We start from the raw sequence: 22,044 nt of genomic DNA on the forward strand, positions 1-22,044 counted from the left end.
CTCGGTATTTACTCACTGCCCGTTACAAATAAATCTTCTTTTATAAAGGCAAGGACCATGCCGGGAATAACATAGTCCCCTTCCTGAACTTCAAGTGATTCGACCTCACCACTTAAACCCATTTGAATCATTTGAACCTTACCTTCAACCGTTTTAATTTGAAATAATGGTTCCCATTCATATATTCGTGTTTCACTTTGGATTGAAACTTTTTCAACAACCCCATGGCATGGACTAAGTACCACTCCAAAATACATCGTATCACTCCCCTAAATTATTCTAGTATTGTTCCTGAAAGGGCCCTGATTGTAATACAAGGCCGAAAAAATCTTGAAATTCTGCAATATCCTCTTCTTCGATTCCTAGACGATCAGCCCAATAATGTGGAGCATAGGTGTCCTCTTGGCAGAGTAAAACCATATTCCCCGTTTGCATCGAAGTGACCATCGCTTTACCATAGAAATGATTCGAGTGACCAATGGTCAAGTCGTAGCGGTGATTATTTGATATGAGACAAAAGTAATGCATGAGCTGCTGATCTTTTTGTTCTGAAAGAATATCAAGCTTCATTTCCTTGTCCTCCTTTACGTTGGGTATTTTAATATTTCAACCAGCCTCTTAGCCTAGAGGTTTCTGCCAGCTTTTTAATTCCCTCAATATAGGCAGCAATTTTCATATTCACTCCATATTTTTCAGCGGTGTTATACACATTCTTAAAGCTGGCTGTTATTTTTCCCTTTAATCGAGTGTCCACACTTTCCTCTGTCCAATAATAGCCTTGGTTGTTTTGGCACCACTCAAAGTAGGAAACAATTACACCACCGGAATTTGCAAGTATGTCAGGGACAACAAGAATTTCGCGCTTATCCAAAATTCTCAGAGCCTCTTTGGTTGTAGGTCCATTCGCTGCTTCAATCACAATATTGCAATTAAGCTTGCTCGCGTTTTGTTTATTGATTACACCTGAAATGGCGGCTGGAATCAGGATATCACATTCTTTTTCTAGCAGTTCTTGATTGCTGATACTGCTACTAGGTCGCTTGGTTATGATACCGAAAGAGTCTCTATTTTCTAAAAGATAGGGGATATCCAAGCCATTTTCGTCATATAGACCACCAAGTGCGTCCCCAATTCCAATTACCTTTGCCCCTAAATCATATAAATACTGAGCCAAGTAACTGCCTACATTTCCAAAGCCTTGAATAATAACCCGCATATCCGTTAAAGGAATGCTCTTCAATTCGCATACCATTTGAAGCGTATATAATACACCTTTCGAAGTAGCCGTCTCCCTGCCCTTTGATCCCCCCAAAGCAATTGGTTTCCCGGTAATAAAACCTGGCGAATCAAATTCACGAATATGGTCATACTCATCGAGCATCCATGCCATTATTTGCGAATTGGTGTACATATCAGGTGCCGGTATATCTTTCGTCGGTCCGACCATTTGGCTGACTGCTCTTACATACCCCCTGCTTAATCTCTCTAATTCATCTAGACTCATATTGCGTGGATCACAGACAATCCCACCTTTTGCCCCGCCATATGGCAGGTCGGTGATTCCACATTTTAAACTCATCCAGCCAGCCAGCGCCTTTACCTCTTCGGGTGTAACATCTGGATGGAAGCGAATACCTCCCTTAGTCGGTCCTGCAGCATCATTATGCTGTGCCCGGTAGCCCTGGAAAATCTCTGTTTGTCCGTTATCCATACGAATAGGAATACTCACTTCCAAAAATCTCATTGGCCTCTTTAAGAATTCAAAGACTTGCGGAGGATAGTTCAGTATGTCAACTGCTTCCCTGAGAATTTCCTGAAACTCAATAAGTGAATTATCCTTTTCCTGTACACCCTCATTCTTTTTCAAAACTAAAGATTCGATAGCCATCCTAACACCTCATTTTTTATTGTTATTAATCTAATTGGCAAGTTCCGTGCCAAATGAAGAAATCCACTATTCCAAAGCTTTACTTATCGTTTTTCTAGCGAAATAAAATGAATACTATGAAAAAATGACTGTATTATTCAAATTTGCATAGATAATAAAAATAAAAAAATACGCACTCCTGTGAGGTGGAATGCGTATTTTTACCGTTTACTTATACTTCAGCTTCTTCTGCCTTATATTGAGGTGGTGCTACTCTGAAGGCTTTTGTTAGAAATACAAGGTAGACAAGTCCGATGAGGAACCAGCCGACACCCATGATTAAAGAACTAAGTTCAAGATTGATCCAAAGGACTCCAACTAATCCGGCTCCAATCAGCGGCATGATAACATAATCAAAAAATCCCTTTGGAGTCCGGTGCATTTTTTCACGGACAGCGAAATGACTAACCACCGAAAGATTAACAAACGTAAAAGCCATTAATGCTCCGAAATTAATCAGTGAAGTGGCAGTTACTAAATCAAAGAACCAGGCTGATAATGAAATCACTCCAACGATTAAAACATTTATTGCAGGTGTTCTCCATTTTGGATGTACGTATCCAAACCATTTTTCCGGGAATACTTTATCGCGCCCCATAACATACAAGAGACGGGAAACACTTGCGTGAGAGGCAAGTCCTGACGCGAGTGTGTTCACAAAGGTTGTACATAAGAAAATCGACTGAAACAGCTTCCCGCCAACATAAAGGGCAATTTCAGGTAAAGCTGCCTCCGAATCAATGAATCTCGAATTATCTGGAAAAAATGACTGGATAAAAAATGAGGTGGAGATAAAGATTACCCCTCCCCATAAAGCTGTAAGGAGAATTGCTTTTGGGATTGTTTTTTCAGGATTTGGCGTTTCTTCTGATAATGTCGTAACAGCATCAAAGCCAAGGAATGAAAAGCAGAGTATTGTCGCTCCTGTTATCAGGATTGGGATGTTCATACCTTCAACAAAAAACGGCTGCATGCTGAAAACAGTTCCCGTTCCTTCTCCTGCATTTAGCCCTTTAATAACTAGGATGATAAAGACAACCATGATCAGTATTTGTATAAGAACAAAAAGTGTATTGAAATTTGCCAGAACATTGACACTTCGTAAATTTAAAACGGTTACAATGCCAACAAATACTAATACCCAAATAAAATCTGGAACGGACGGAAACAAAGCATTTAAGTAAAGTTTGGTTAACAGCGCATTTACCATTGGCAAAAATAAATAATCGAGTAAGGATGACCAGCCAACGAGAAAACCGAGATGCCGATTCATCGCTTTTTGGGTATAGGTATAGGCTGACCCTGCCTGAGGGAAAACCCTTACTAGCTTCCCGTAGCTAACCGCAGTGAAAAGCATGCCAACCAAGGCAATAACATAAGCGGCAGGTACATGCCCGTTTGTTTCACCAGAAACAATTCCAAATGTATCAAATACTACCATGGGTGTCATATACGCTAAACCCATAATGACAACCTGCCATAGCTTTAACGATCTTTTCAACTTTACGCCATTTTCCACATATCATTCCCCCTCTTAAATTAAAGCGTTTTCATTCCGATGTTACCCCTTTGCCTGCTATAAATTTTTTATTCCCCCTCCACTTTCTAAATTCACTAAGTATCTATGCAAGTTATATGCCAAAGTTAAATTTCATGAACATACCGTTGTGTTTATCCGTTTTTTTAAAATTAATGGGTTATAATGAACAAATAATAGAAGGTTTTAAATTTTAAGAATTATTCAACTATGCATACATTATTCCATATTAAATAACCACTTGTCACTATGGAATGGACATATATATTCGTTACCGGTTTCTCCAAAGATGTTGCCACAGAGGCACAAATAACTCCTATTCGTTACTGTTTTGGTTAAAACTGTCTCTACATGAGCACTGTTCGATCATGGCACAAAAATTGCATCATAAAAAGGAAAATAGGAAATGAGGGAAATCGATGCAATATCCTTTAACACCGGATGTTAAACCAGAGTTTTGTACCACAGGGACCTTTATGAGGTTACCATCAAACAGAGAAAATGCTAAATTAGCGATTGTCGGTTTGCCGTTTGATACAGCGGCTTCCTTCCGAGTTGGGGCACGCTTTGCACCTCAAGCAATACGTCAGGCTTCAATGACGTTATTCCCCTACCATCCTATTCATAAGGTGTATCCATTTGATGCATGCAACGCCATTGATATTGGGGACGTATCGGTTATTCCTCATAATATCCATCGAAGTTATGAGTTAATGGAAAAAGCAGTGATGGAGTTAATGGAGCAGGGGATTATCCCAATTGGACTAGGCGGCGACCACTCCGTTACACTAGCAAATCTTAGAGCTGCAGCCAAAATCCACGGATCTGTAGCATTGATTCATTTTGATTCACATACTGATACTTGGGATACTTATTATGAAGAAAAATATTGGCACGGCTCACCATTCATTCGTGCATATGAAGAAAATTTATTAATTCCAGATAAGGTTTTTCAGGTTGGTATTCGCGGAACCCTTAATCATCCTGGAGATATCGAGTCAAGCAGTGATTTAGGATATCATGTGATTACAACACCTGAATTAAAAGAACGTGGTTTTGAAAATGTTGTGAGGGAAATGAAAGAAAAAATTGGAGATACACCATGTTTCCTCAGTTTTGATATCGATTTTGTTGATCCATCCTGTGCACCAGGAACAGGAACGCTTGAGGTAGGCGGGTTAAACAGCTTTGAAACCTTACAAATCATACGTTCCCTGACAGATTTTAATTTTATTGGTTTCGATTTAGTTGAGGTACTACCGCCATACGACCCAACCCAGATAACCTCATTACTCGCTGCCACCATTATTCATGACTTTGCAAGCCTTGTTGCACTAAAATTAAAATAAGAACGTAAATAAATTTAAAAAAGCAGTGGTACACTATATTCAGTGTCCACTGCTTTTTGTATGAAGAGTATTTTTATTTTGCAAAACGGTGATTTCCAATTGTTACTGTTACTTCACGTGAAAAGATCCATTGGCTAGATGCGGTTTTTGGATTGTAGAAAAATAGAGAGCCATTTCCTTTTCCTTGGAAAGCAAGTGCTTCATTAACAGCCTTTTTGGAAGCTGCGTCAGCTGGTTGATTGATCTGTCCGTTTTGAACTGGCGTGAATGCATAGTGTCCATTTGAAATTTGATAGATAACTTCTCTTACTGAATTAGGAAAATCAGGGCTAGCCACACGATTTAAGATAACAGTGGCAACCGCAACTTTCCCAGCATAAGGTTCCCCTACTGCTTCTGCTCGCACAAGGCGCGCCATTAACTCTTTATCAGCTGCTGAAATAGTAGCATTTGGGATTACTAGATTTGAACCAGCATATAATAGAGAACTAGATGCATTGTTTGCCTTCATTAAGCTTGTAACGGGTACTCCATACTTTGTTGCAATCTTCCAATAGGTTTCACCGTATTGTACTTTATGATTTGTAGCAGCTTCTGATTTAGTAACACCTGTAAATGCTGACAATGAAAAGATTAATCCCGTTGCAATGACAAGTTTTTTTAATTTATTCATGTTTTGTAGCCTCCTCGTTGTTCGTTTCTCTACAAATAAGGCTATCAGTTGTAACATACTTATTCATTACCCAATAAATCCCATCCTTAAATTAGTATAAAGGGCGCCCGCTATGAAAGCCTTTATCTATTATTTAGAAAAATAATCCATTAACATAAAACTTCCTCTATCATTCCAAAGGTGGATAATTGAGGTAAGAATATTACATTCTATTGCACCTTTATTGCATGAAATCTCATTGTAACAAAGATAATCTTCACTAAATTGACATAATATCCCTCAATTTGGTACAGGATTCTATAATGAGGCTGGACTGCATGTCGATGAGTTAGCAGAACGTTTACTAGCAATTGGCGGCAGACCTGTAGCAACTATGAAAGAGTGCCTTGAACTATCTTCTGTAAATGAAGCAAATGGAAATGAAAGTGCTGAGGAAATGGTTCAAACCATTATCAATGACTTCTCTATTATCATTGGGGAATTAAAAGAAGGCATGAGCTTTGCTGGAGAAAAGGATGATGAAACAACAGGGGATATGCTCCTTGCTATTCATTTTGGTTTAGAAAAACACGTTTGGATGCTGACAGCATTTCTCGGAAAATCGATCTAAATTTTTAACTAAAAAAATAAGACTCAGCAGCTGCTGAGTCTTATTTCTATTCTCCCTTATTGCCGCGTGCAATCAATACTAAGCAAATCGTAATAATCGTGAATGCCGTAAATGCCAAGATTGGAATGGTGATAAACCCAAGCCAATTAATATAATCTTTCGAGCAAGGCACACCGCTTTTACACATTTCAAACTGCTGCAAATAAGGAATCTTCTGCAATGCAGTATGGTAACCTGAAATTAGCATCCCGATGATGGATAGTGGAATCGTGTATTTCACAATTCCAGTATCGTTCCGATAAAAAGCCACGCCCAAAATAATAGCTAGTGGATACATAAATATCCTCTGATACCAGCATAGTGTACATGGAATGTAGAGAAGGACTTCACTAAAATACAAACTTCCAATGGTTGCTATTAAGGCTGCAACCCATGCAAGAAGTAGAGGTTTATTCATTTCCTTTCTCCTTCGCCGCTTCCTCCACTAATTCATTTAAATCGTCCATTGTTTGTCCATCAAATCGCTTTCCATTAACAAAAATAGTCGGAGTTCCTTCTACACCTAATTTTCCACCAAGAGCCTCATCTTTTTCCCATGCTTCCTCTGGGGCTTTCGTATCAAAATAGGCAGCTACCTTTTTAACTTCTTCCTCACTGGCTATTTCTTGTAGCGTCTCGGTAAGGAAATCCTCTGTAAATACATCTATGGTTTCATAACGTGTGTCTTCCGGCTGCTTATCGTAAATAAGTTCATGAAACTCCCAAAATTTATCATTACCCAGCTCATGATAAACTGCTTCTGAAAATTTCGCAGTTCGCTCGGAATCAACATTGATAAATGGATAATGGAAATAATAGAATTTCGCTTTTCCGGTATCAACGAATTCCTTTACAATCAGTGGAACAGTGGTGTCAGTGAAATTTTTACAATTCGGGCATTTGTAATCACCAAATTCTACAATTGAAACAGGTGCAGCTTCTTCACCAAGAAAGGGTTGATTTGCATAATCAATCTCTTCTTTAGCAGGCTCATCGGATTTTTGGTTATTAGCTAGAAAGATAAATCCAATAATACTGATTGCAATTAATCCAATGATCCAAAACACAAATTTTGATGATGAGGAGGACGGTTTCGCCGGTCCTTTTTTAGTATTTTTTTTTCGTTTGGCCATGTTCAAACTCCTTAGTATATTTTATTAGAGTTTATCACCTTTGAAAAATAAATGCATTTAACAAATCCCGAAAAAAGAGCATACCCTATAGGCATGCTCTCCCTATCATATTTATATTATTTTTAAAACAGCAGGCTCTATAGATGTGGCCAGCCTTCATTATCCCAATACAAGGGTCTAATTTGCAAAGTAGGCTTCCCTTTTTTCAAAGAATCATAGGCATGATTAACGAGAATGGAAGAGTTGTCGGAAGAATAAATGGCACAGTGTCCAGGGCCAATCCAGCGATCATCTCCTGCATCGATTAACGTTCCGCCGCCATCCATCATTGAAATTCCATTTTTATCTGTATAAGGTCCGGTAATATTCTCTGACCTTCCTACGACGATTTTATAGGTACTCTCTACTCCTCGGCAGCAAAAATCAAAGGATACAAACTGATAATAAAAACCGTTTCGGTAAACGATAAAAGGAGCTTCAATCGTATTAGGCTGTTCGGTTCTGCTTGAAATCGAAAGCAGTTCCGCACCTTCTGCTATTTTCATCGTCACAGGATCTAATTGAATTAGCTTTATTCCAGACCAGAAGGATCCGAAATTTAACCATGGCTGCCCTTCTTGATCAAAAATTAAATTCGCGTCAATAGCGTTGTAATTATCAGCTTCTGTTGAATGGATGACATGCCCCCTGTCCTTCCACTCATATTCAGGATTTTCAGGGTTAAGCGTTGTATTCGTAACTAAACCTATTGCTGAAGTATTTTTCCCGAATGTAGATACAGAGTAATAGATATAATAAATACCATTATGATAGTAGATATCTGGCGCCCAAATACTTTCCTCTTCCTTCTCGGGTACATACTCTTTGCTCCACTCTGGTAGAGAAGTAAATATTGGACCTTCCTGCTTCCAATTAGCACCATCTTCTGATGATTTTATTTGGATTCCATTTCCTGTGTGAAATACATACCAGCGCGAACCCTCTTTCGCCAGCACAGGGTCATGCGCCCATAAATCTCCCTTAAGGTTCCAATTCATTTCGTAAAAATTAATATTGTCAAAGCCTTGATTATTATTCATATTCATTCCCCTCTCATTATCTATGAGCTAATCGGTATTCTTTGTTTTTTATGAACAAGTACTTTGTTCTCCCAAGCCCTGCTTTTCCATCTATAATACATAATGATTCCTCGAAGCCATTCATCAGTGATAAATGCAATCCATACCCCCGCTAAACCTAATCCATAATGAATCCCTAGGAAATAGGATAAGGGTACAGCGATTCCCCACATTGACAGCACACCCATCTTTACGGTAAAAAGGGCATCACCTGTTGCTCGCAGAGAGTTAATTACCACTAAATTAAATGTCCTCCCTGGCTCAAGAATTAAACATAGTAGTAAAAGGGTACTGCCCGTTTTAATAATTTCTTTATCATCGGTAAATAAACTCATAATATTTACCCGGAAGATTGAAACAAAGATAGCAATAAAAATGGTGATAATAAAACTAACCTTTAGACTCTTTAATAATTGACGATAGGCCGCTTCGAAATCACCTGCTCCAACCTTGTAGGCTATTAAAATCTGCGTCCCCTGCCCAAATGCTAGACCAAACAGCATGATAAAAGACATAACATTCCAGGTATAAACCCGTGTAGATAATGCTGCTGCACCCAGCATCGCAATTACCGCTGTCATCGCCATTTGACTAGTATTGTAACTTAACTGTTCACCTGCAGACGGTGCGCCAATTTTCATGATTTTTTTAATATGAGTCAGATTGAAATCCAAATAATCCTGTATTTCAATTCTTATTGGAAGTCTCTTATACATAAAAACAAAAGCAATAACCAGTGCGGCTGCCCTGCTAATAGCAGTAGACAGTGCTACGCCTTTTACACCCATTTCTGGGAAACCCAATAATCCATAAATCACCAATGCATTTCCCGCTAAATGGATAATGTTCATCATCACAGATACAAACATTGCTTCCCTTGAAAATCCATTTGCTCTCAGAATGGCTGAAACCGTTACTAAAACGGATTGCAAAAACAATGTTCCGCCAACGATGGATAGATACTCAAATCCTATTCCAGCAATATCGTCTTCTAGATGAAATATCCCTAAAAGCGGCCCTTTGAAAATCACCAGCAGCAGACTCACTACTAAACCAATACCCAGATTGATGGATATTGATATGGCAGAGGCTTGCTTAGCCTCCACTCTCATACCTGCTCCTAAATATTGTGAAATTAGAACAGCCGTCCCCGATGCTGTAAAGTTAAATAGGATAATGGCAAAAAAGACAAGTTGATTTGCTACTCCTATTGCAGCCACTACATCATCAGAAATATGAGAAAGCATAATGACATCCGTGCTTCCCATAATGGTTTGCAGAAACAATTCTATGAATATTGGCCATGTAATACCACGTAAAGTTAATCGCCTATCTTCTTGCTCTTTTAAACTTTGCATAGCTTTGCCCACCTTAAAAATTACAGAAAAAGATTCATATCAATATAGCTGATATGAACCTATTTTCTTCTAAATTATCTATTCATTTTTTCAAAAATTATCATTCAGGTGTACCAAAGTTAGGCGTTCCATCTGGATTCCATCCAAACTCTTTGGCACAGGTATGGCGATTTGGATCATACAACGGGTCGCCGACAATCTCTGTATAATTTCTAACATGGTAGACAAGTATATCTTTACTGCCATCTTCAGAGACAGTGAAGCTATTATGTCCTGGACCATATTGGCCTGTTTCATAGCACGTTTTGAAAACAGGTTCCTTCGATTTACTCCAAGAATGCGGATCCATTACGTCGCTATTCTCATCTGCAGCCAAAAGTCCCATTGCATAATTCTCATCTGTTGCACTACCGGAGAAGGAAATGAAAATTTTTCCGTTTCTCTTCAAGACAGCCGGTCCTTCATTTACCCAGAATCCAATCGTTTCCCAGTCAAACTCTGGTTTCGCAATCATAACTTGGGGCCCTTTAATTGTCCATGGATTTTCTAAAGCTGCTATATAAAGATTGGAGTTACCTTTAATAGCAGGGTCTTTTTGTGCCCAGACAAGGTACTGCTGGCCTTTATGCTCAAACGAAGTAGCATCAAGAGCAAAGGAATCCCAATCGGTGTTAATTTGTCCTTTTTCCTCCCAATTACCTTCTAGCGGATTAGCAGATTTATTTTCAATCACAAACATTCGGTGCTGAAAAAGGCCATCGATAATTTCCTTTGATGGTGCAGCAGCGAAATAAATGTACCAACTTCCATTGATATAATGTATTTCTGGTGCCCATATTAGTGAGCTCATGGGACCTGTTTCATGCTTGTTCCAGACCATAACAGGCTCGGCCACTGCTATCCCTTTAATTGTTTTAGAGCGCCTTACTTCAATTCCATCATATTCAGGCACAGAAGCTGTAAAGTAGTAATAACCATCTGTATGTTTATAAACCCATGGATCTGCTCGCTGCTCAATAATCAAATTTTTTGCTGTTTTAGCTTGATCTTTCGTTACAGAAACCATATAAATCTCCTTTCAAATCCTGATGCCAGAACTTTATTTTGCGTCTGGTACGGGAACGCCGAAATTTGGCGTTCCATCTTCATACCAAGTGAACACTTGTGCACGAGTATGACGGTTTGGATCCCATAATGGATCACCAACAATTTCACGATAGTTACGTGCATGGTAGATGATAATATCTTCGCTGCCATCTTCAGATACTGTAAAGCTGTTATGACCTGGACCATATTGGCTATTTTCTACATTTGTTTTAAATACAGGTTCCTCTGTTTTCAACCATGAAGCAGGATCTAATAAATCACTGTTTTCATCCGCTTGTAATAGCCCCATACAATAGTTGTAATCTGTTGCACTGGCAGAATAGGAAATAAAAATTTTACCATTTCTTATCAAAACAGCTGCACCTTCATTGACTAAAAAACCAATGGTTTCCCAGTCATATTCAGGCGTAGTGATCATTACCTGAGGTCCTTCAATGGTCCATGGATTGACCATTCTAGCGATGTAAAGGTTAGAATTTCCTTCAATCTTTGGATCTCTTTGAGCCCAGACATAGTACCTTTGGCCTTTATGTTCGAAAGTGGTGGCATCTAGAGAAAAAGATTCCCACTCTGTTTTTACCTGCCCCTTTTCGACCCAATTACCTTCTAATGGATTGGCAGAGACATTCTCAATGACATACATACGATGGTCAAAAATCGCATCTTCTCTTGCTGCAGCGTAATAGATGTACCATTTACCATCGATATAATGAATTTCAGGTGCCCAAATATTTGCGCTCATTGGACCATTCTCATGTTTTTTCCAGGCAACTACAGGTTCTGCACTGCCCAAGCCCTGGATTGTTTCGGACCGTCTAACCTCGATTCTGTCATATTCGGGAACAGACGCCGTGAAATAGTAATAACCATCTGTATGCTTATATACCCATGGATCTGCTCGCTGCTCGACAATCGGATTATTTAAAGTTTCTACCTTTTGCATTTTATTTCACCTTTCTTTTTAAGAGAGTTCACTTATTATTTTAGGATAATTGGCGACCTCATTTAAAAACCTTAAGGCCGTGAATCGGTTTCTTAGCTTATGCGCATCAGATAAGCTTCTTTTTACAAGGTTATCATCAATTCCAAGCTGCTCAGGAAATGTTGCTCCGCCCAATTTTTCTAAAAGTCCACCAAGCTGTGACGAACTTGGTACCTCACCGTAGAGGGCAATAATTTCTTGTAAATTTTCAGTAATATTCTTTTCGAGTTGGTGATCACAAAGAGAAGCTAACCTCACTGGATCCGTAATAACCTCGATAAATTCTTTCTTATATATATCTGCGAGGAGTGATGTAGAAACACCAACCTTTGCTCCATGAAGCACAGCTGGCCGGTTTTGTTGTAGAAATTCCATTTCCCAATAGTGTGAGAGATGGTGTTCCCCACCTGAAGCTGGGTGAGATTGTCCAAATAAAAGCATTGCTAATCCGGACTTAATGAGGGCTTTAATAAGAATTTGAATTCCTTCCTCATCACCTATTGATATTTTCGTGACGTTATCAATACATGACTCCAACGCCTCACGGGTAATTTTTGCTACCAGCGGACAATAAGGTTCTCCCTTTACGAGATGACTAAATTTCCAATCTGCTAGTGATGTATATTTTGCCACCATATCACCAAACCCTGCCGCAATCATTTTTTGCGGTGAAGCCTTTAATACAGCTAAATCAGCAAATAGGGCCATTGGCGCGGTCATTTGAAACGTTGTTTTTACTCCTCTAATAATCAATGGAGCACCCAAGCTTGTAAATCCATCTACAGAAGGAGCTGTTGGAGCAGATATAAATGGAACTCCTATTTTTGCACTGGTAAATCGGGCAATATCATGCAGGGTGCCAGCCCCCACAGCTATAATTACATCCGCTTCTCTTGGTAATTCTAATAATGCTTGGACTAATGATTTCTCATCTGCTACGACATCATTATTTGCATCCGGCTGAATTAGACATACCGAATAATCAATATTTTTTTCGGTAAAATGACGTGATAACTGTTTCCCGGCAGCATTTAAGGTGTTTTCATCCGCTATTAAGAAAGCATGTTTGAATGCCTTGTTTTTCACAAAAACAGCAGCTTCTGCAAGTGCATCGTTAGCTACAACCATTTTTTCAATTGGTATGGAATTGTGCTGGTTTCCACAATCACAGTTATGGGCTAGAGTCATAAGTTCACGAATATATTCTTCCACCTATTGTTCCTCCTGCTCCTGCATAAACTTATCCCTGTTTAGTTATTTTCAATTCCAAACCTATAGATGGTTTTAGATGAATACTCTTCTTCCTTTTCTAAAATCCAAGAAGGAAACTGTTGATTGTGGATTGCATCCGGAAGTCCCTGTGTCTCCAGACATATCCCCAAATATTTCCTGGAAGGTACTCCGGAAATTAAGCCTTCTGATTTCATCTGATTACCTGAATAAACGACAACACCAACCTCATCTGTTTCAATTGTCAATGTACGTCCGCTCTCTGAATCCTTCAGAACAATTTCATTATTATGCTGTTTATTTAAAAGAAATGGGTGATCGTACCCTTCACCTGCAAGCTTATTTTGCGGATGCTCCGAGATTACACCTGTCTGGATTAGTCTTTCAGATGTAAAATCAAAAGCTGTACCTTTCACATCTAGCATTTCTCCGGTTGGAAGGAGCTCGTCATTTAGTTCAAGAAACTTATCGCTTTTAATCATTAAGGAATGGTTTAGGATATCCCTTTTTAAATCTCCACTTAAATTGAAATAAGAGTGATTGGTCATGTTTAACAAAGTTTTCTCGTCCGAAATGCCGGTATAATGGATAGAAAATTCATTTTTATTGTTTAAGGTATATGTAACAGAAACTTTCAGATTACCAGGATAGCCTTCTTCACCATTTGGGCTCAAATAGGTGAAACGAACAGCTGCTTCTTGTTCATTTTCAATTATTTCAGCATCCCAAATCACTTGGTTAAAGCCTTTCATTCCACCATGAAGATGATTATTGTTTTCATTTTGAGCTAGGGAATATGCATGTCCATCAAGTTCAAACGATCCTTCCTTTATTCTACCTGCTACACGTCCAATCGCAGCACCTAAAAAGTATGAATCCTTTTCGTATTCATTTAGTGTGTCATATCCAACAACGATGTTTTCAAAGTTACCGTCTTTATCAGGCGTTTTTATTTTAGTGATGATACAGCCGTAGTTAATGCAGCCAATTTCTACTCCAAGACCATTTATCAAATTAAATAAAAAAACGGTTTGGTTATCTTTTCTTCCAAACTCTTCTTTTACTACCTTCATATTCATCCTGCCTTTCCATCCCATTAGGAAATGATTAAGTAAAATGATTCCATACCATCTTCATCATGAAACTGTCGACGAAGAAAGTATGGAAATCATTCAATATTACTTACACTTTGCTAAGCGAATAACGTTCCAAGATAACTTTGGCAGTACAGCAGTTACTCCGCCATTCTCTGTTTTAGCATTTCCATTTGAATGAGGTGCTACTGGAGTTCCTTGGGCTGAATTGGTTTGCTTTACGTTTCCGTCATTTTCAAGAACAATATGTTCTACTACTTCATATCCCTCGAAATTACGAATGTCCACTGCTAATTCTAAGCCTTCTTCAAGGTGGCGGTTAACCGCAAAGATGGTTAACTGTTCATTTTCTTCATTAAAAACGGCCGTTGACTCTAAATATGGAACATCCGTAAAGTCCTTACTATCATACTTAGGACTTGAGATGATTGGATTTAGCGAAACCCCTCTACCATAAACAGAAGTATGCATATATGGATAGAAAATCGTTTGCTTCCAAGCCGGACCATTTTCTTCCGTCATAATTGGTGCAATAACATTGACCAATTGAGCAAGACAAGCAATTTTTAAGCGGTCGGCATGCTTCAACATCGTGATGAGCATACAACCTACTAATAATGCATCTTCGAAATTATAAATATCTTCAAGCTGTGGAGGCGCAATACTCCAAGGCTCAATTTTCTTATCTGCTTCATTGCTATGGTACCAAACATTCCATTCATCAAAGGCAAGGTTAATTTTCTTTTTCCCACGTTTTTTTGCTTTAATATAGTCAGCAATTGAAATAACGGAACGAATAAAATCATCCATTTCAAGGGATAGTGCTAAATAATTTGAGATATCATTATCGCGGTTACCATAATATTGATGAAGGGAAATAAATTCAACATGGTCATAAGTATGATCAAGAACGGTTGCTTCCCAATCTGCAAAGGTCGGCATGTTTCGGTGTGAACTTCCACATGCAACAAGCTCGATAGTTGGATCCACCCACTTCATTGCTTTTGCGGTTTCCTGAGCTAGACGCCCATATTCAGCTGCAGTTTTATGGCCGATTTGCCATGGCCCATCCATTTCGTTCCCCAGACACCAAGTCTTAATTTTATATGGATCTTTTACCCCATGTGAGATACGTAAGTCACTGTAGTAGGAACCGCCTGGATGGTTGCAATACTCTACTAGGTTTCTAGCAGCGTCAATGCCCCGAGTACCTAGGTTTACTGCCATATTTACATCGGCGTTAACCAGCTGAGCCCACTTCATAAACTCGTTTGTACCCATTTCGTTTGTTTCCGTTGTACGCCATGCTAGATCTAAACGGCGTGGACGACTTTCAACTGGTCCTACACCATCTTCCCAGTTATAACCTGAAACAAAGTTTCCACCAGGATAACGTACAAGCGGAACTTGAAGTTCTTTTACCATTTCAATCACATCTTGGCGGAAGCCATTTTCATCTGCCTGTGGGTGTCCTGGTTCATAAATACCGCCATAGACAGCCCGTCCTAAATGTTCAATAAAAGAACCATATATACGATTATCAATTTCAGAGACTTTAAAATCCTTTTCTAAAATCATCTTAGCTTTGTTTGTAGCCATCATCACTATTCCTTTCTCTAGCTAACCTTTTCCCACTTTGGATTCCCTGCCAACGGGCATGCTTTGTTTTTAAATTTGGCCCGATAGCGGACAATGGAACCGCTATGAGCACAAGTGGTCCCGTATTGCAGGGAAGGGCATGAAGTACAACTCTTTAATCTGGCTTCGTAGACATCATCGGACACAATAACAGACAAATCTTCCTCGGCTTCTTTCACAAGTTCCTGGATGACCTCTTCCGTTACCATTACACTTTCTGTGCAGCCTTTACATAGACTCTTTTCAGTCACTTCTTTCCCGCCTTTTTCTATTCAATCACTAATGTAACGACTGACATAGCTGGAAGTTCGATCACTAATTTGTTGTTTTCAACGGCAACTCCAGTAAAATCAGCTGGTTTAACAACATCTGGCTGTTCAAAAGTATTATGAGCATTCATACTATCTGCTGTAAGGATGGTTCCAGATACCTTTGAATCTACCGCACTTACACCACGTAGATCTAAATCAATAAATGCTTCATTTTTATGGTCAATGTTACATAAGCTGATGTGAACTTTGCCTTCTGTATTTCTTGATGCTGAAACTGTTACATGCGGCAGGACATCCCCATTGTTTTCATAAGTGCCTAATGTCGAATCTACAGCCAAAACCTCTGCATCCTGGTGCACTTTGTACATATCAAATACATGGTATGTTGGAGTTAGAATCATCTGCTCTCCTTCAGTAAGAATCATTGCCTGCAAGACATTAACGGTTTGAGCAATATTTGTCATTTGAACGCGGTCAGCATGGTTGTGGAAGATATTAAAATGTAAACCTGCAACTAAAGCGTCACGAATTGTATTTTGTTGATAGAGGAATCCTGGGTTCGTTCCTGGTTCTACATCAAACCATGTTCCCCATTCATCAATTATCATTCCAACACGTTTTTCTGGATCATATTTATCCATAATCGTGCTGTGTTTTGTAATTAATTCATCCATATGTAGTGCCTTTTTCATCGTGATAAACCATTCATCTTCAGGGAAATCAACGGCAGATCCTTTTCCTAACCAGAAATCTCCAGGAATGGTGTAATAGTGAAGGCTTAAGCCATCCATTAGCCAGTGTGCATTTTTCATTAGCACTTCTGTCCAGTTATAGTCATCAACGTTTGCACCGCCAGCAATTTTATAAATCTTGTTGCCGCCATAATCTCTTACATAGGTTTGGTAACGTCGATAAAGGTCTGCATAATATTCAGGGCGCATATTGCCGCCGCAGCCCCAGTTTTCGTTCCCTACTCCAAAATATTTTAATTTCCATGGTTCCTCTTTGCCATTTTCACGACGCCAATTTGCCATTGGAGATTCGCCCTCAAATGTCATATATTCAACCCATTCAGACATTTCCTGAACAGTACCGCTTCCTACGTTTCCACAAATGTATGGCTCACACTCTAACAATTCACATAACATCATAAATTCATGTGTTCCAAAGTGATTGTTTTCTACAACTCCGCCCCAATGTGTATTAACCATACGCTTACGATTTTCCTTTGGACCAATACCATCTTTCCAGTGGTACTCATCTGCAAAGCAGCCGCCTGGCCAGCGAAGAACAGGAACTTTAATATTCTTTAGTGCAGCTAAGACATCATTACGAATACCTTTTGTGTTAGAAATAGAAGAATCTTCGCCAACCCAAATTCCTTCATAGATACATCTGCCAAGGTGTTCAGCAAAATGGCCATAAATATTTTTATTGATTTTTCCTTTTGTAATATCCGCGTTTACAATTACATTATTTGACATAAAAAAACCTCCTGTTTCTAACATTTTTTTAGTGTTCCTTTATTAAACACTAGGGCTATTATTGCTAATAGCCCCTAATGAATGTTTATATAAGATTCGAATTAACGGTAAATAAGCTCGTTCCAGCGCAGTTCATTATTGAAGGAATGAGTGTTAGTATCGTTATTGATTACTACCATTTCAATACCTGTTAATTCAGCAAAATCTCTTAATTGTTCAGTTGTTACTTTAGTGGAGTAGCCAGTGTGGTGTGCTCCTCCAGCCTGAATCCAATTTTCAACGGCCTGGCTTAAGGATGGCTGTGTCTTCCATAAAACTCTAGCTACAGGAAGGTTTGGCATATCTTTTTCTGGCTGTACAGCATCAACTTCGTTCACAAGCAAACGGAAACGATGTCCAAGATCGATAATCGATGCATTTAGTGCAGAACCGCCTTTTCCGTCAAACACGATTCTCGCAGGGTCTTCTTTGCCGCCGATTCCAAGCGGATGAACCTCAATCTTAGGACGAGTTGCTGAAATTGTAGGACATACCTCAAGCATATGGGCACCCAGAACCATTTCATTCCCTGGCTCAAAATGATACGTGTAATCTTCCATAAAGGATGTCTCTTCGTTACCAGCAATAATTTTCATTAATCTAACTAATGCTGCTGTTTTCCAGTCACCTTCTCCAGCAAAGCCATAGCCTTGTTCCATTAAACGTTGAACAGCAAGACCTGGCAGTTGACGCATACCATGTAAATCTTCAAAAGTTGTCGTAAATGCTGTATAGTTTCCTTCTGTTAAGAAAGCTTTCATTCCTAGTTCAATTCTTGCTTGATAACGAATAGAGTCTCTGACTGGACCTTCTGTAAGACCTTCAGGCACAATATCATAAAGCTCTTCATATTCAGTTAAAAGCTGATCTAATTCTTGGTCAGTCACCTCATTCATCTTTTGAACTAAGTCACCAACACCATATCCATTAACAGTCCAGCCAAATTTAATTTGTGCCTCGACCTTGTCACCTTCTGTTACCGCTACCTGACGCATATTATCGCCAAATCTTGCTACTTTAAGGTTTTTGCTTTCTGCAAACGCTGCTGCTGTACGCATCCAGCTGCCAATACGCTCTCTTACTTCAGGATTTTCCCAGTGTCCAACCACTACCTTCCGCTTAATATTCATGCGGCTGTGGATAAAACCATGCTCACGGTCACCATGTGCGGATTGGTTTAAGTTCATGAAATCCATATCAATGGAATCCCATGGAATATCGCGATTAAATTGAGTGGCTAAATGTAATAGTGGTTTTTGAAGTGCAGCTAGTCCTGCAATCCACATTTTTGATGGTGAGAAGGTGTGCATCCAAGTAATAAGACCTGCACAATTTTCATCTGCATTTGCTTCTAAAATCAATTTACGAATCGCATCGGAATCTTTTACAACGGATTTAAAAACTAGTTTATAAGGAACAGATGAGTCATCATCCAGACCATTCACAATCGTCTTTGAGTTTTCTTCAACTGCACTTAGTACATCTTCTCCGTAAAGTAATTGACTTCCAGTGACAAACCAATATTCATACGCTTTTGTAGTTAACAAGGTAAATCCCCCTTAGAATTGTTTGCGAAACATCTTAATAGTTTAGTAACATACTTTTTAAGATAGACCATTTAAAGATTGTTCTTTGTTTGTCTATTTTTGACCATAGTAGGCATTTACGCCATGCTTGCGAAGATAGTGCTTATCTAGCAAAAATTGATCAATTGGGTCTATTTGCAAATTTAATTGAAAAGTATGAAGGGCCATTTTGGCTACTTCTTCAAGTACGACTGCATTGTGAACAGCCTGATTGGCGTTTTTCCCCCAACAAAATGGTGCGTGGTTTGAAACGAGTACACCTGGCATTGCTAACGGATCAATACCTCCAGTTTCAAATGTTTCAATAATGACATTTCCTGTTTCCAACTCATATGCCCTCGTTATTTCATCTTTTGTTAATGTGCGTGTGCAAGGTATTTCGCCATAGTAATAATCTGCATGTGTTGTACCTAAAGCAGGAATGGAACGGCCTGCCTGTGCCCAAGCAGTTGCCCAAGGAGAATGTGTATGTACAATTCCACCTACATGTTGAAAGGAGCGATAAAGTGCAAGATGTGTTGGCGTATCAGAAGAAGGACGCTTTCTTCCTTCGATGATGTTTCCTTCCAAATCTACTACCACCATATCCTCTAGTGTTAGCTCTTCGTATGGAACACCGCTGGGTTTAATCACTACGAGTCCTCGATCACGATCGATTCCACTAACATTTCCCCATGTAAACGTAACAAGTCCATGTTTTGGAAGCTGTAAATTAGCTTCCAAAACCTCTTTTTTCAATTTTTCTAGCATACTGTCTCCTCCGTTTTCTCTATGGAGTTTTCTTTCTTAATTTTTTTCAATGTCTTCATTACATTGTTTTCACCGCGTCCAAAGTAATCATATAAACGGGCATACTCATTGAAAAGCTGATTATATACGTCTGCGTTAGCTTTAATAGGTTGGTAGATATACTCTTTTACTCGGCCCATATCCTTTGCAGCTTCCGTAATATTATCGTAGCCACCGCGGTCTTTTCCTGCTGCAACTGCACCGAACATGGCAGATCCTAGTGCCGGCGTTTGAGATGAAGCAGAAATTTTAATATCCATATCTAGTACATCAGAGTAAATTTGCATCATCATGGTATTTTTTTCAGCAATGCCTCCAGCTGCGAATACTTCGTTTACTGGAACACCGTTGTTTCTAAATGTCTCAACAATCATTCTAGTACCAAATGCGGTTGCTTCGATTAGAGTCCGATAGATTTCTTCAGGTTTTGTTAATAAGGTTGCCCCTAACAGTACTCCCGTTAGGTCAGCGTCAACAAGAGTAGAACGATTGCCATTCCACCAATCTAATGCTAATAGACCGCTTTCACCCACTTGTAGTTTGCTAGCTTTTTCGGTTAATAGCTGGTGGATATTGATTCCTCTTGCATTTGCTTCTTCTTGATAGCTTGTTGGTACACAGTTTTCTGTAAACCATTCAAAGTGGTCGCCTACACAGGATTGTCCTGCTTCATACCCCATGTATCCTGGGATTACACCGTCCTCAACGACACCACACATACCTGGAACTACTTTCTCTTCCTCACCAAGCAAAATGTGACATGTAGAAGTTCCCATAATCATTAATAATTTGCCCGGCTCGGTAATTCCAACTGCTGGGACTGCAACGTGAGCATCTACATTCGCTACCGCAACAGCAGTACCAGTTTTCAAGCCTGTTAGTTTAGCTGCTTTTTCAGTGATTTCTCCTGCCTTGGCACCAATCGGGAATATCTTTGTTGATAATTTTTCCTCCACTACATTCTCCAAACGCGGATCAAGCGCCTTAAAGAAATCCTGTGATGGATAACCATCCTGCTTATGCCAGATTGCTTTGTAACCAGCCGTACAGCTGTTACGGGTGATTTCTCCCGTTAATTGCGAAATAACCCAATCCGTTGCTTCTAGTATTTGATCTGCACCATCATAAATTTCTGTTGCTTCATTTAAAATTTGCCAAACTTTTGGTATCATCCATTCAGATGATATTTTGCCTCCATAGCGAGATAAGAACTTTTCCCCACGGGCTTCAGCTATTTCGTTTAATCGATTTGCTTCATCTTGTGCGGCATGATGTTTCCATAACTTTACATAGCTGTGAGGATTACTGCTTAGTTCTGGATGAAAACATAAAGGTGTTCCATTTTTATCAATCGGCAGGACCGTACAAGCAGTAAAATCTATTCCTAAACCGATAACATCTTCTGCTGAAACTTGTGCTTTTGTTAAAACTTCTGGAATAGTAATTTCTAAGACCTCAAGGTAATCAGCCGGATGCTGCAAGGCCCAGTCATGTTCCAACTTTGTATTTCCATCTGGTAAAAACTCATCCATTACACCATGTGTATATTCCTTAACAGCTGAAGCAACCTCTCTCCCGGTTCCTACTTCAACAAGTACCGCTCTTCCTGATTGTGTTCCATAATCTACACCAATCGAATATTTAGTCATTACTTATCACCCTGCCTTTTATGTAAGAATACGTTTACAAAAATATAATTTTTTATTTGAGTTTCATAGAATGTTCATCCTATTACTTCTCGATTATTTAAACGCTTCCAATAAATACACTATCATGCCATCCGTACAAGAATAATGATATAAAGTTAATAATTATTCTTTCAACCTTACAAGTATGTAAGTAATGTAAAATTAATTCTTAACTTGTACGTATAACCTTTAAGTTGATTGTACCACCTATCTCTATTTTTTCAATGGTATTTTGATAATTTATAAAAAAAGTTTTGAGCCACAATAATTATCCTTTTTAATATAGGGTCTGTTGATTTGCGCTCCATTAAGGAAAGCTTCTTTGAATAATCACCGCAGGGACAGGCGGTCTTTGCCTGTCACGAGGCGCTTCGCTTTCCGCAGGCGGTTC

20 protein-coding genes and 1 pseudogene are annotated in these 22,044 nt (G+C 39.1%); 2 read left to right on the plus strand and 19 right to left on the minus strand.

Annotated features, from left to right (window positions below):
• Positions 1 to 8 precede the first annotated feature (8 nt).
• The 4 genes from MLOOGBEN_RS00165 to MLOOGBEN_RS00180 all read right to left on the minus strand — a co-directional run bounded on the left by MLOOGBEN_RS00165 (position 9) and on the right by MLOOGBEN_RS00180 (position 3,446).
• Positions 9 to 257, minus strand: coding sequence for a biotin/lipoyl attachment domain-containing protein (locus tag MLOOGBEN_RS00165; protein WP_179156253.1), 249 nt, complete (start codon positions 255 to 257; stop codon positions 9 to 11).
• A gap of 22 nt (positions 258 to 279) precedes the next feature.
• Positions 280 to 570: an SAV0927 family protein gene (locus MLOOGBEN_RS00170; RefSeq protein ID WP_179156254.1), complete on the minus strand. Its 291-nt coding sequence runs from the start codon at positions 568 to 570 to the stop codon at positions 280 to 282.
• A gap of 28 nt (positions 571 to 598) precedes the next feature.
• Positions 599 to 1,888: a Glu/Leu/Phe/Val family dehydrogenase gene (locus MLOOGBEN_RS00175; protein WP_179156255.1), complete on the minus strand. Its 1,290-nt coding sequence runs from the start codon at positions 1,886 to 1,888 to the stop codon at positions 599 to 601.
• A gap of 211 nt (positions 1,889 to 2,099) precedes the next feature.
• On the minus strand, positions 2,100 to 3,446 hold the full coding sequence (locus MLOOGBEN_RS00180; protein ID WP_368737734.1) for an APC family permease: 1,347 nt from the start codon (positions 3,444 to 3,446) through the stop codon (positions 2,100 to 2,102).
• A 437-nt stretch (positions 3,447 to 3,883) separates the two neighbouring features.
• On the opposite strand from MLOOGBEN_RS00180, the gene speB reads away from it, so the two are divergent.
• Positions 3,884 to 4,813, plus strand: a complete 930-nt coding sequence (gene speB, locus MLOOGBEN_RS00185) for an agmatinase (protein ID WP_179156256.1) — start codon at positions 3,884 to 3,886, stop codon at positions 4,811 to 4,813.
• A gap of 73 nt (positions 4,814 to 4,886) precedes the next feature.
• Here the strand turns inward: speB and MLOOGBEN_RS00190 are convergent, their stop codons facing one another.
• Positions 4,887 to 5,486: a cell wall hydrolase gene (locus tag MLOOGBEN_RS00190; RefSeq protein ID WP_179156257.1), complete on the minus strand. Its 600-nt coding sequence runs from the start codon at positions 5,484 to 5,486 to the stop codon at positions 4,887 to 4,889.
• Positions 5,487 to 5,763: 277 nt separating this feature from the next.
• Here MLOOGBEN_RS00190 and MLOOGBEN_RS00195 point away from each other — a divergent pair.
• Positions 5,764 to 6,096: pseudogene (locus MLOOGBEN_RS00195) on the plus strand (Dps family protein); the annotation flags it as partial.
• 46 nt (positions 6,097 to 6,142) lie between these two features.
• Here MLOOGBEN_RS00195 and MLOOGBEN_RS00200 read toward each other — a convergent pair.
• From MLOOGBEN_RS00200 to araB, 14 genes are all read right to left on the minus strand, one after another.
• The gene (locus MLOOGBEN_RS00200; RefSeq protein ID WP_179156258.1) at positions 6,143 to 6,553 is read right to left on the minus strand and encodes a disulfide oxidoreductase; all 411 of its coding nucleotides are present in this window, start codon (positions 6,551 to 6,553) and stop codon (positions 6,143 to 6,145) included.
• Complete coding sequence (locus MLOOGBEN_RS00205) at positions 6,546 to 7,268, minus strand: DsbA family protein (RefSeq protein ID WP_179156259.1); 723 nt, start codon at positions 7,266 to 7,268, stop codon at positions 6,546 to 6,548. Before MLOOGBEN_RS00205 ends, MLOOGBEN_RS00200 begins: the two co-directional genes overlap by 8 nt.
• A gap of 137 nt (positions 7,269 to 7,405) precedes the next feature.
• Positions 7,406 to 8,347 (minus strand): family 43 glycosylhydrolase, encoded by a 942-nt coding sequence (locus tag MLOOGBEN_RS00210; protein ID WP_179156260.1) that lies wholly within the window; start codon positions 8,345 to 8,347, stop codon positions 7,406 to 7,408.
• 20 nt (positions 8,348 to 8,367) lie between these two features.
• On the minus strand, positions 8,368 to 9,744 hold the full coding sequence (locus tag MLOOGBEN_RS00215) for an MATE family efflux transporter (protein WP_179156261.1): 1,377 nt from the start codon (positions 9,742 to 9,744) through the stop codon (positions 8,368 to 8,370).
• A gap of 100 nt (positions 9,745 to 9,844) precedes the next feature.
• On the minus strand, positions 9,845 to 10,810 hold the full coding sequence (locus tag MLOOGBEN_RS00220) for a glycoside hydrolase family 43 protein (protein WP_179156262.1): 966 nt from the start codon (positions 10,808 to 10,810) through the stop codon (positions 9,845 to 9,847).
• A 33-nt stretch (positions 10,811 to 10,843) separates the two neighbouring features.
• Entirely contained in the window at positions 10,844 to 11,794 is a 951-nt protein-coding gene (locus MLOOGBEN_RS00225) for a glycoside hydrolase family 43 protein (RefSeq protein WP_179156263.1), read from the minus strand.
• Positions 11,795 to 11,812: 18 nt separating this feature from the next.
• Positions 11,813 to 13,045 (minus strand): sn-glycerol-1-phosphate dehydrogenase, encoded by a 1,233-nt coding sequence (locus tag MLOOGBEN_RS00230; protein WP_368737735.1) that lies wholly within the window; start codon positions 13,043 to 13,045, stop codon positions 11,813 to 11,815.
• A 38-nt stretch (positions 13,046 to 13,083) separates the two neighbouring features.
• Positions 13,084 to 14,136, minus strand: coding sequence for an aldose epimerase family protein (locus MLOOGBEN_RS00235; RefSeq protein ID WP_179156264.1), 1,053 nt, complete (start codon positions 14,134 to 14,136; stop codon positions 13,084 to 13,086).
• 105 nt (positions 14,137 to 14,241) lie between these two features.
• Positions 14,242 to 15,756 (minus strand): arabinosylfuranosidase ArfA, encoded by a 1,515-nt coding sequence (gene arfA, locus MLOOGBEN_RS00240; protein WP_179156265.1) that lies wholly within the window; start codon positions 15,754 to 15,756, stop codon positions 14,242 to 14,244.
• A gap of 17 nt (positions 15,757 to 15,773) precedes the next feature.
• Entirely contained in the window at positions 15,774 to 16,046 is a 273-nt protein-coding gene (locus tag MLOOGBEN_RS00245; protein WP_179156266.1) for a DUF6171 family protein, read from the minus strand.
• Positions 16,047 to 16,063: 17 nt separating this feature from the next.
• Positions 16,064 to 17,551, minus strand: a complete 1,488-nt coding sequence (locus MLOOGBEN_RS00250) for an alpha-N-arabinofuranosidase (protein WP_179156267.1) — start codon at positions 17,549 to 17,551, stop codon at positions 16,064 to 16,066.
• A gap of 101 nt (positions 17,552 to 17,652) precedes the next feature.
• A complete protein-coding gene (gene araA, locus MLOOGBEN_RS00255; RefSeq protein WP_179156268.1) occupies positions 17,653 to 19,137 on the minus strand; it encodes an L-arabinose isomerase in 1,485 nt (494 codons plus the stop codon).
• Between the two features lie 93 nt (positions 19,138 to 19,230).
• Positions 19,231 to 19,926 (minus strand): L-ribulose-5-phosphate 4-epimerase, encoded by a 696-nt coding sequence (araD, locus tag MLOOGBEN_RS00260; protein ID WP_179156269.1) that lies wholly within the window; start codon positions 19,924 to 19,926, stop codon positions 19,231 to 19,233.
• Positions 19,920 to 21,614 (minus strand): ribulokinase, encoded by a 1,695-nt coding sequence (gene araB, locus MLOOGBEN_RS00265; RefSeq protein ID WP_179156270.1) that lies wholly within the window; start codon positions 21,612 to 21,614, stop codon positions 19,920 to 19,922. The genes araD and araB overlap by 7 nt, the downstream gene beginning before the upstream one ends.
• Between the last annotated feature and the right edge of the window lie 430 nt (positions 21,615 to 22,044).

The organism is Bacillus sp. EB106-08-02-XG196, from assembly GCF_013396335.1.
Lineage (GTDB): Bacteria > Bacillota > Bacilli > Bacillales > Cytobacillaceae > Neobacillus.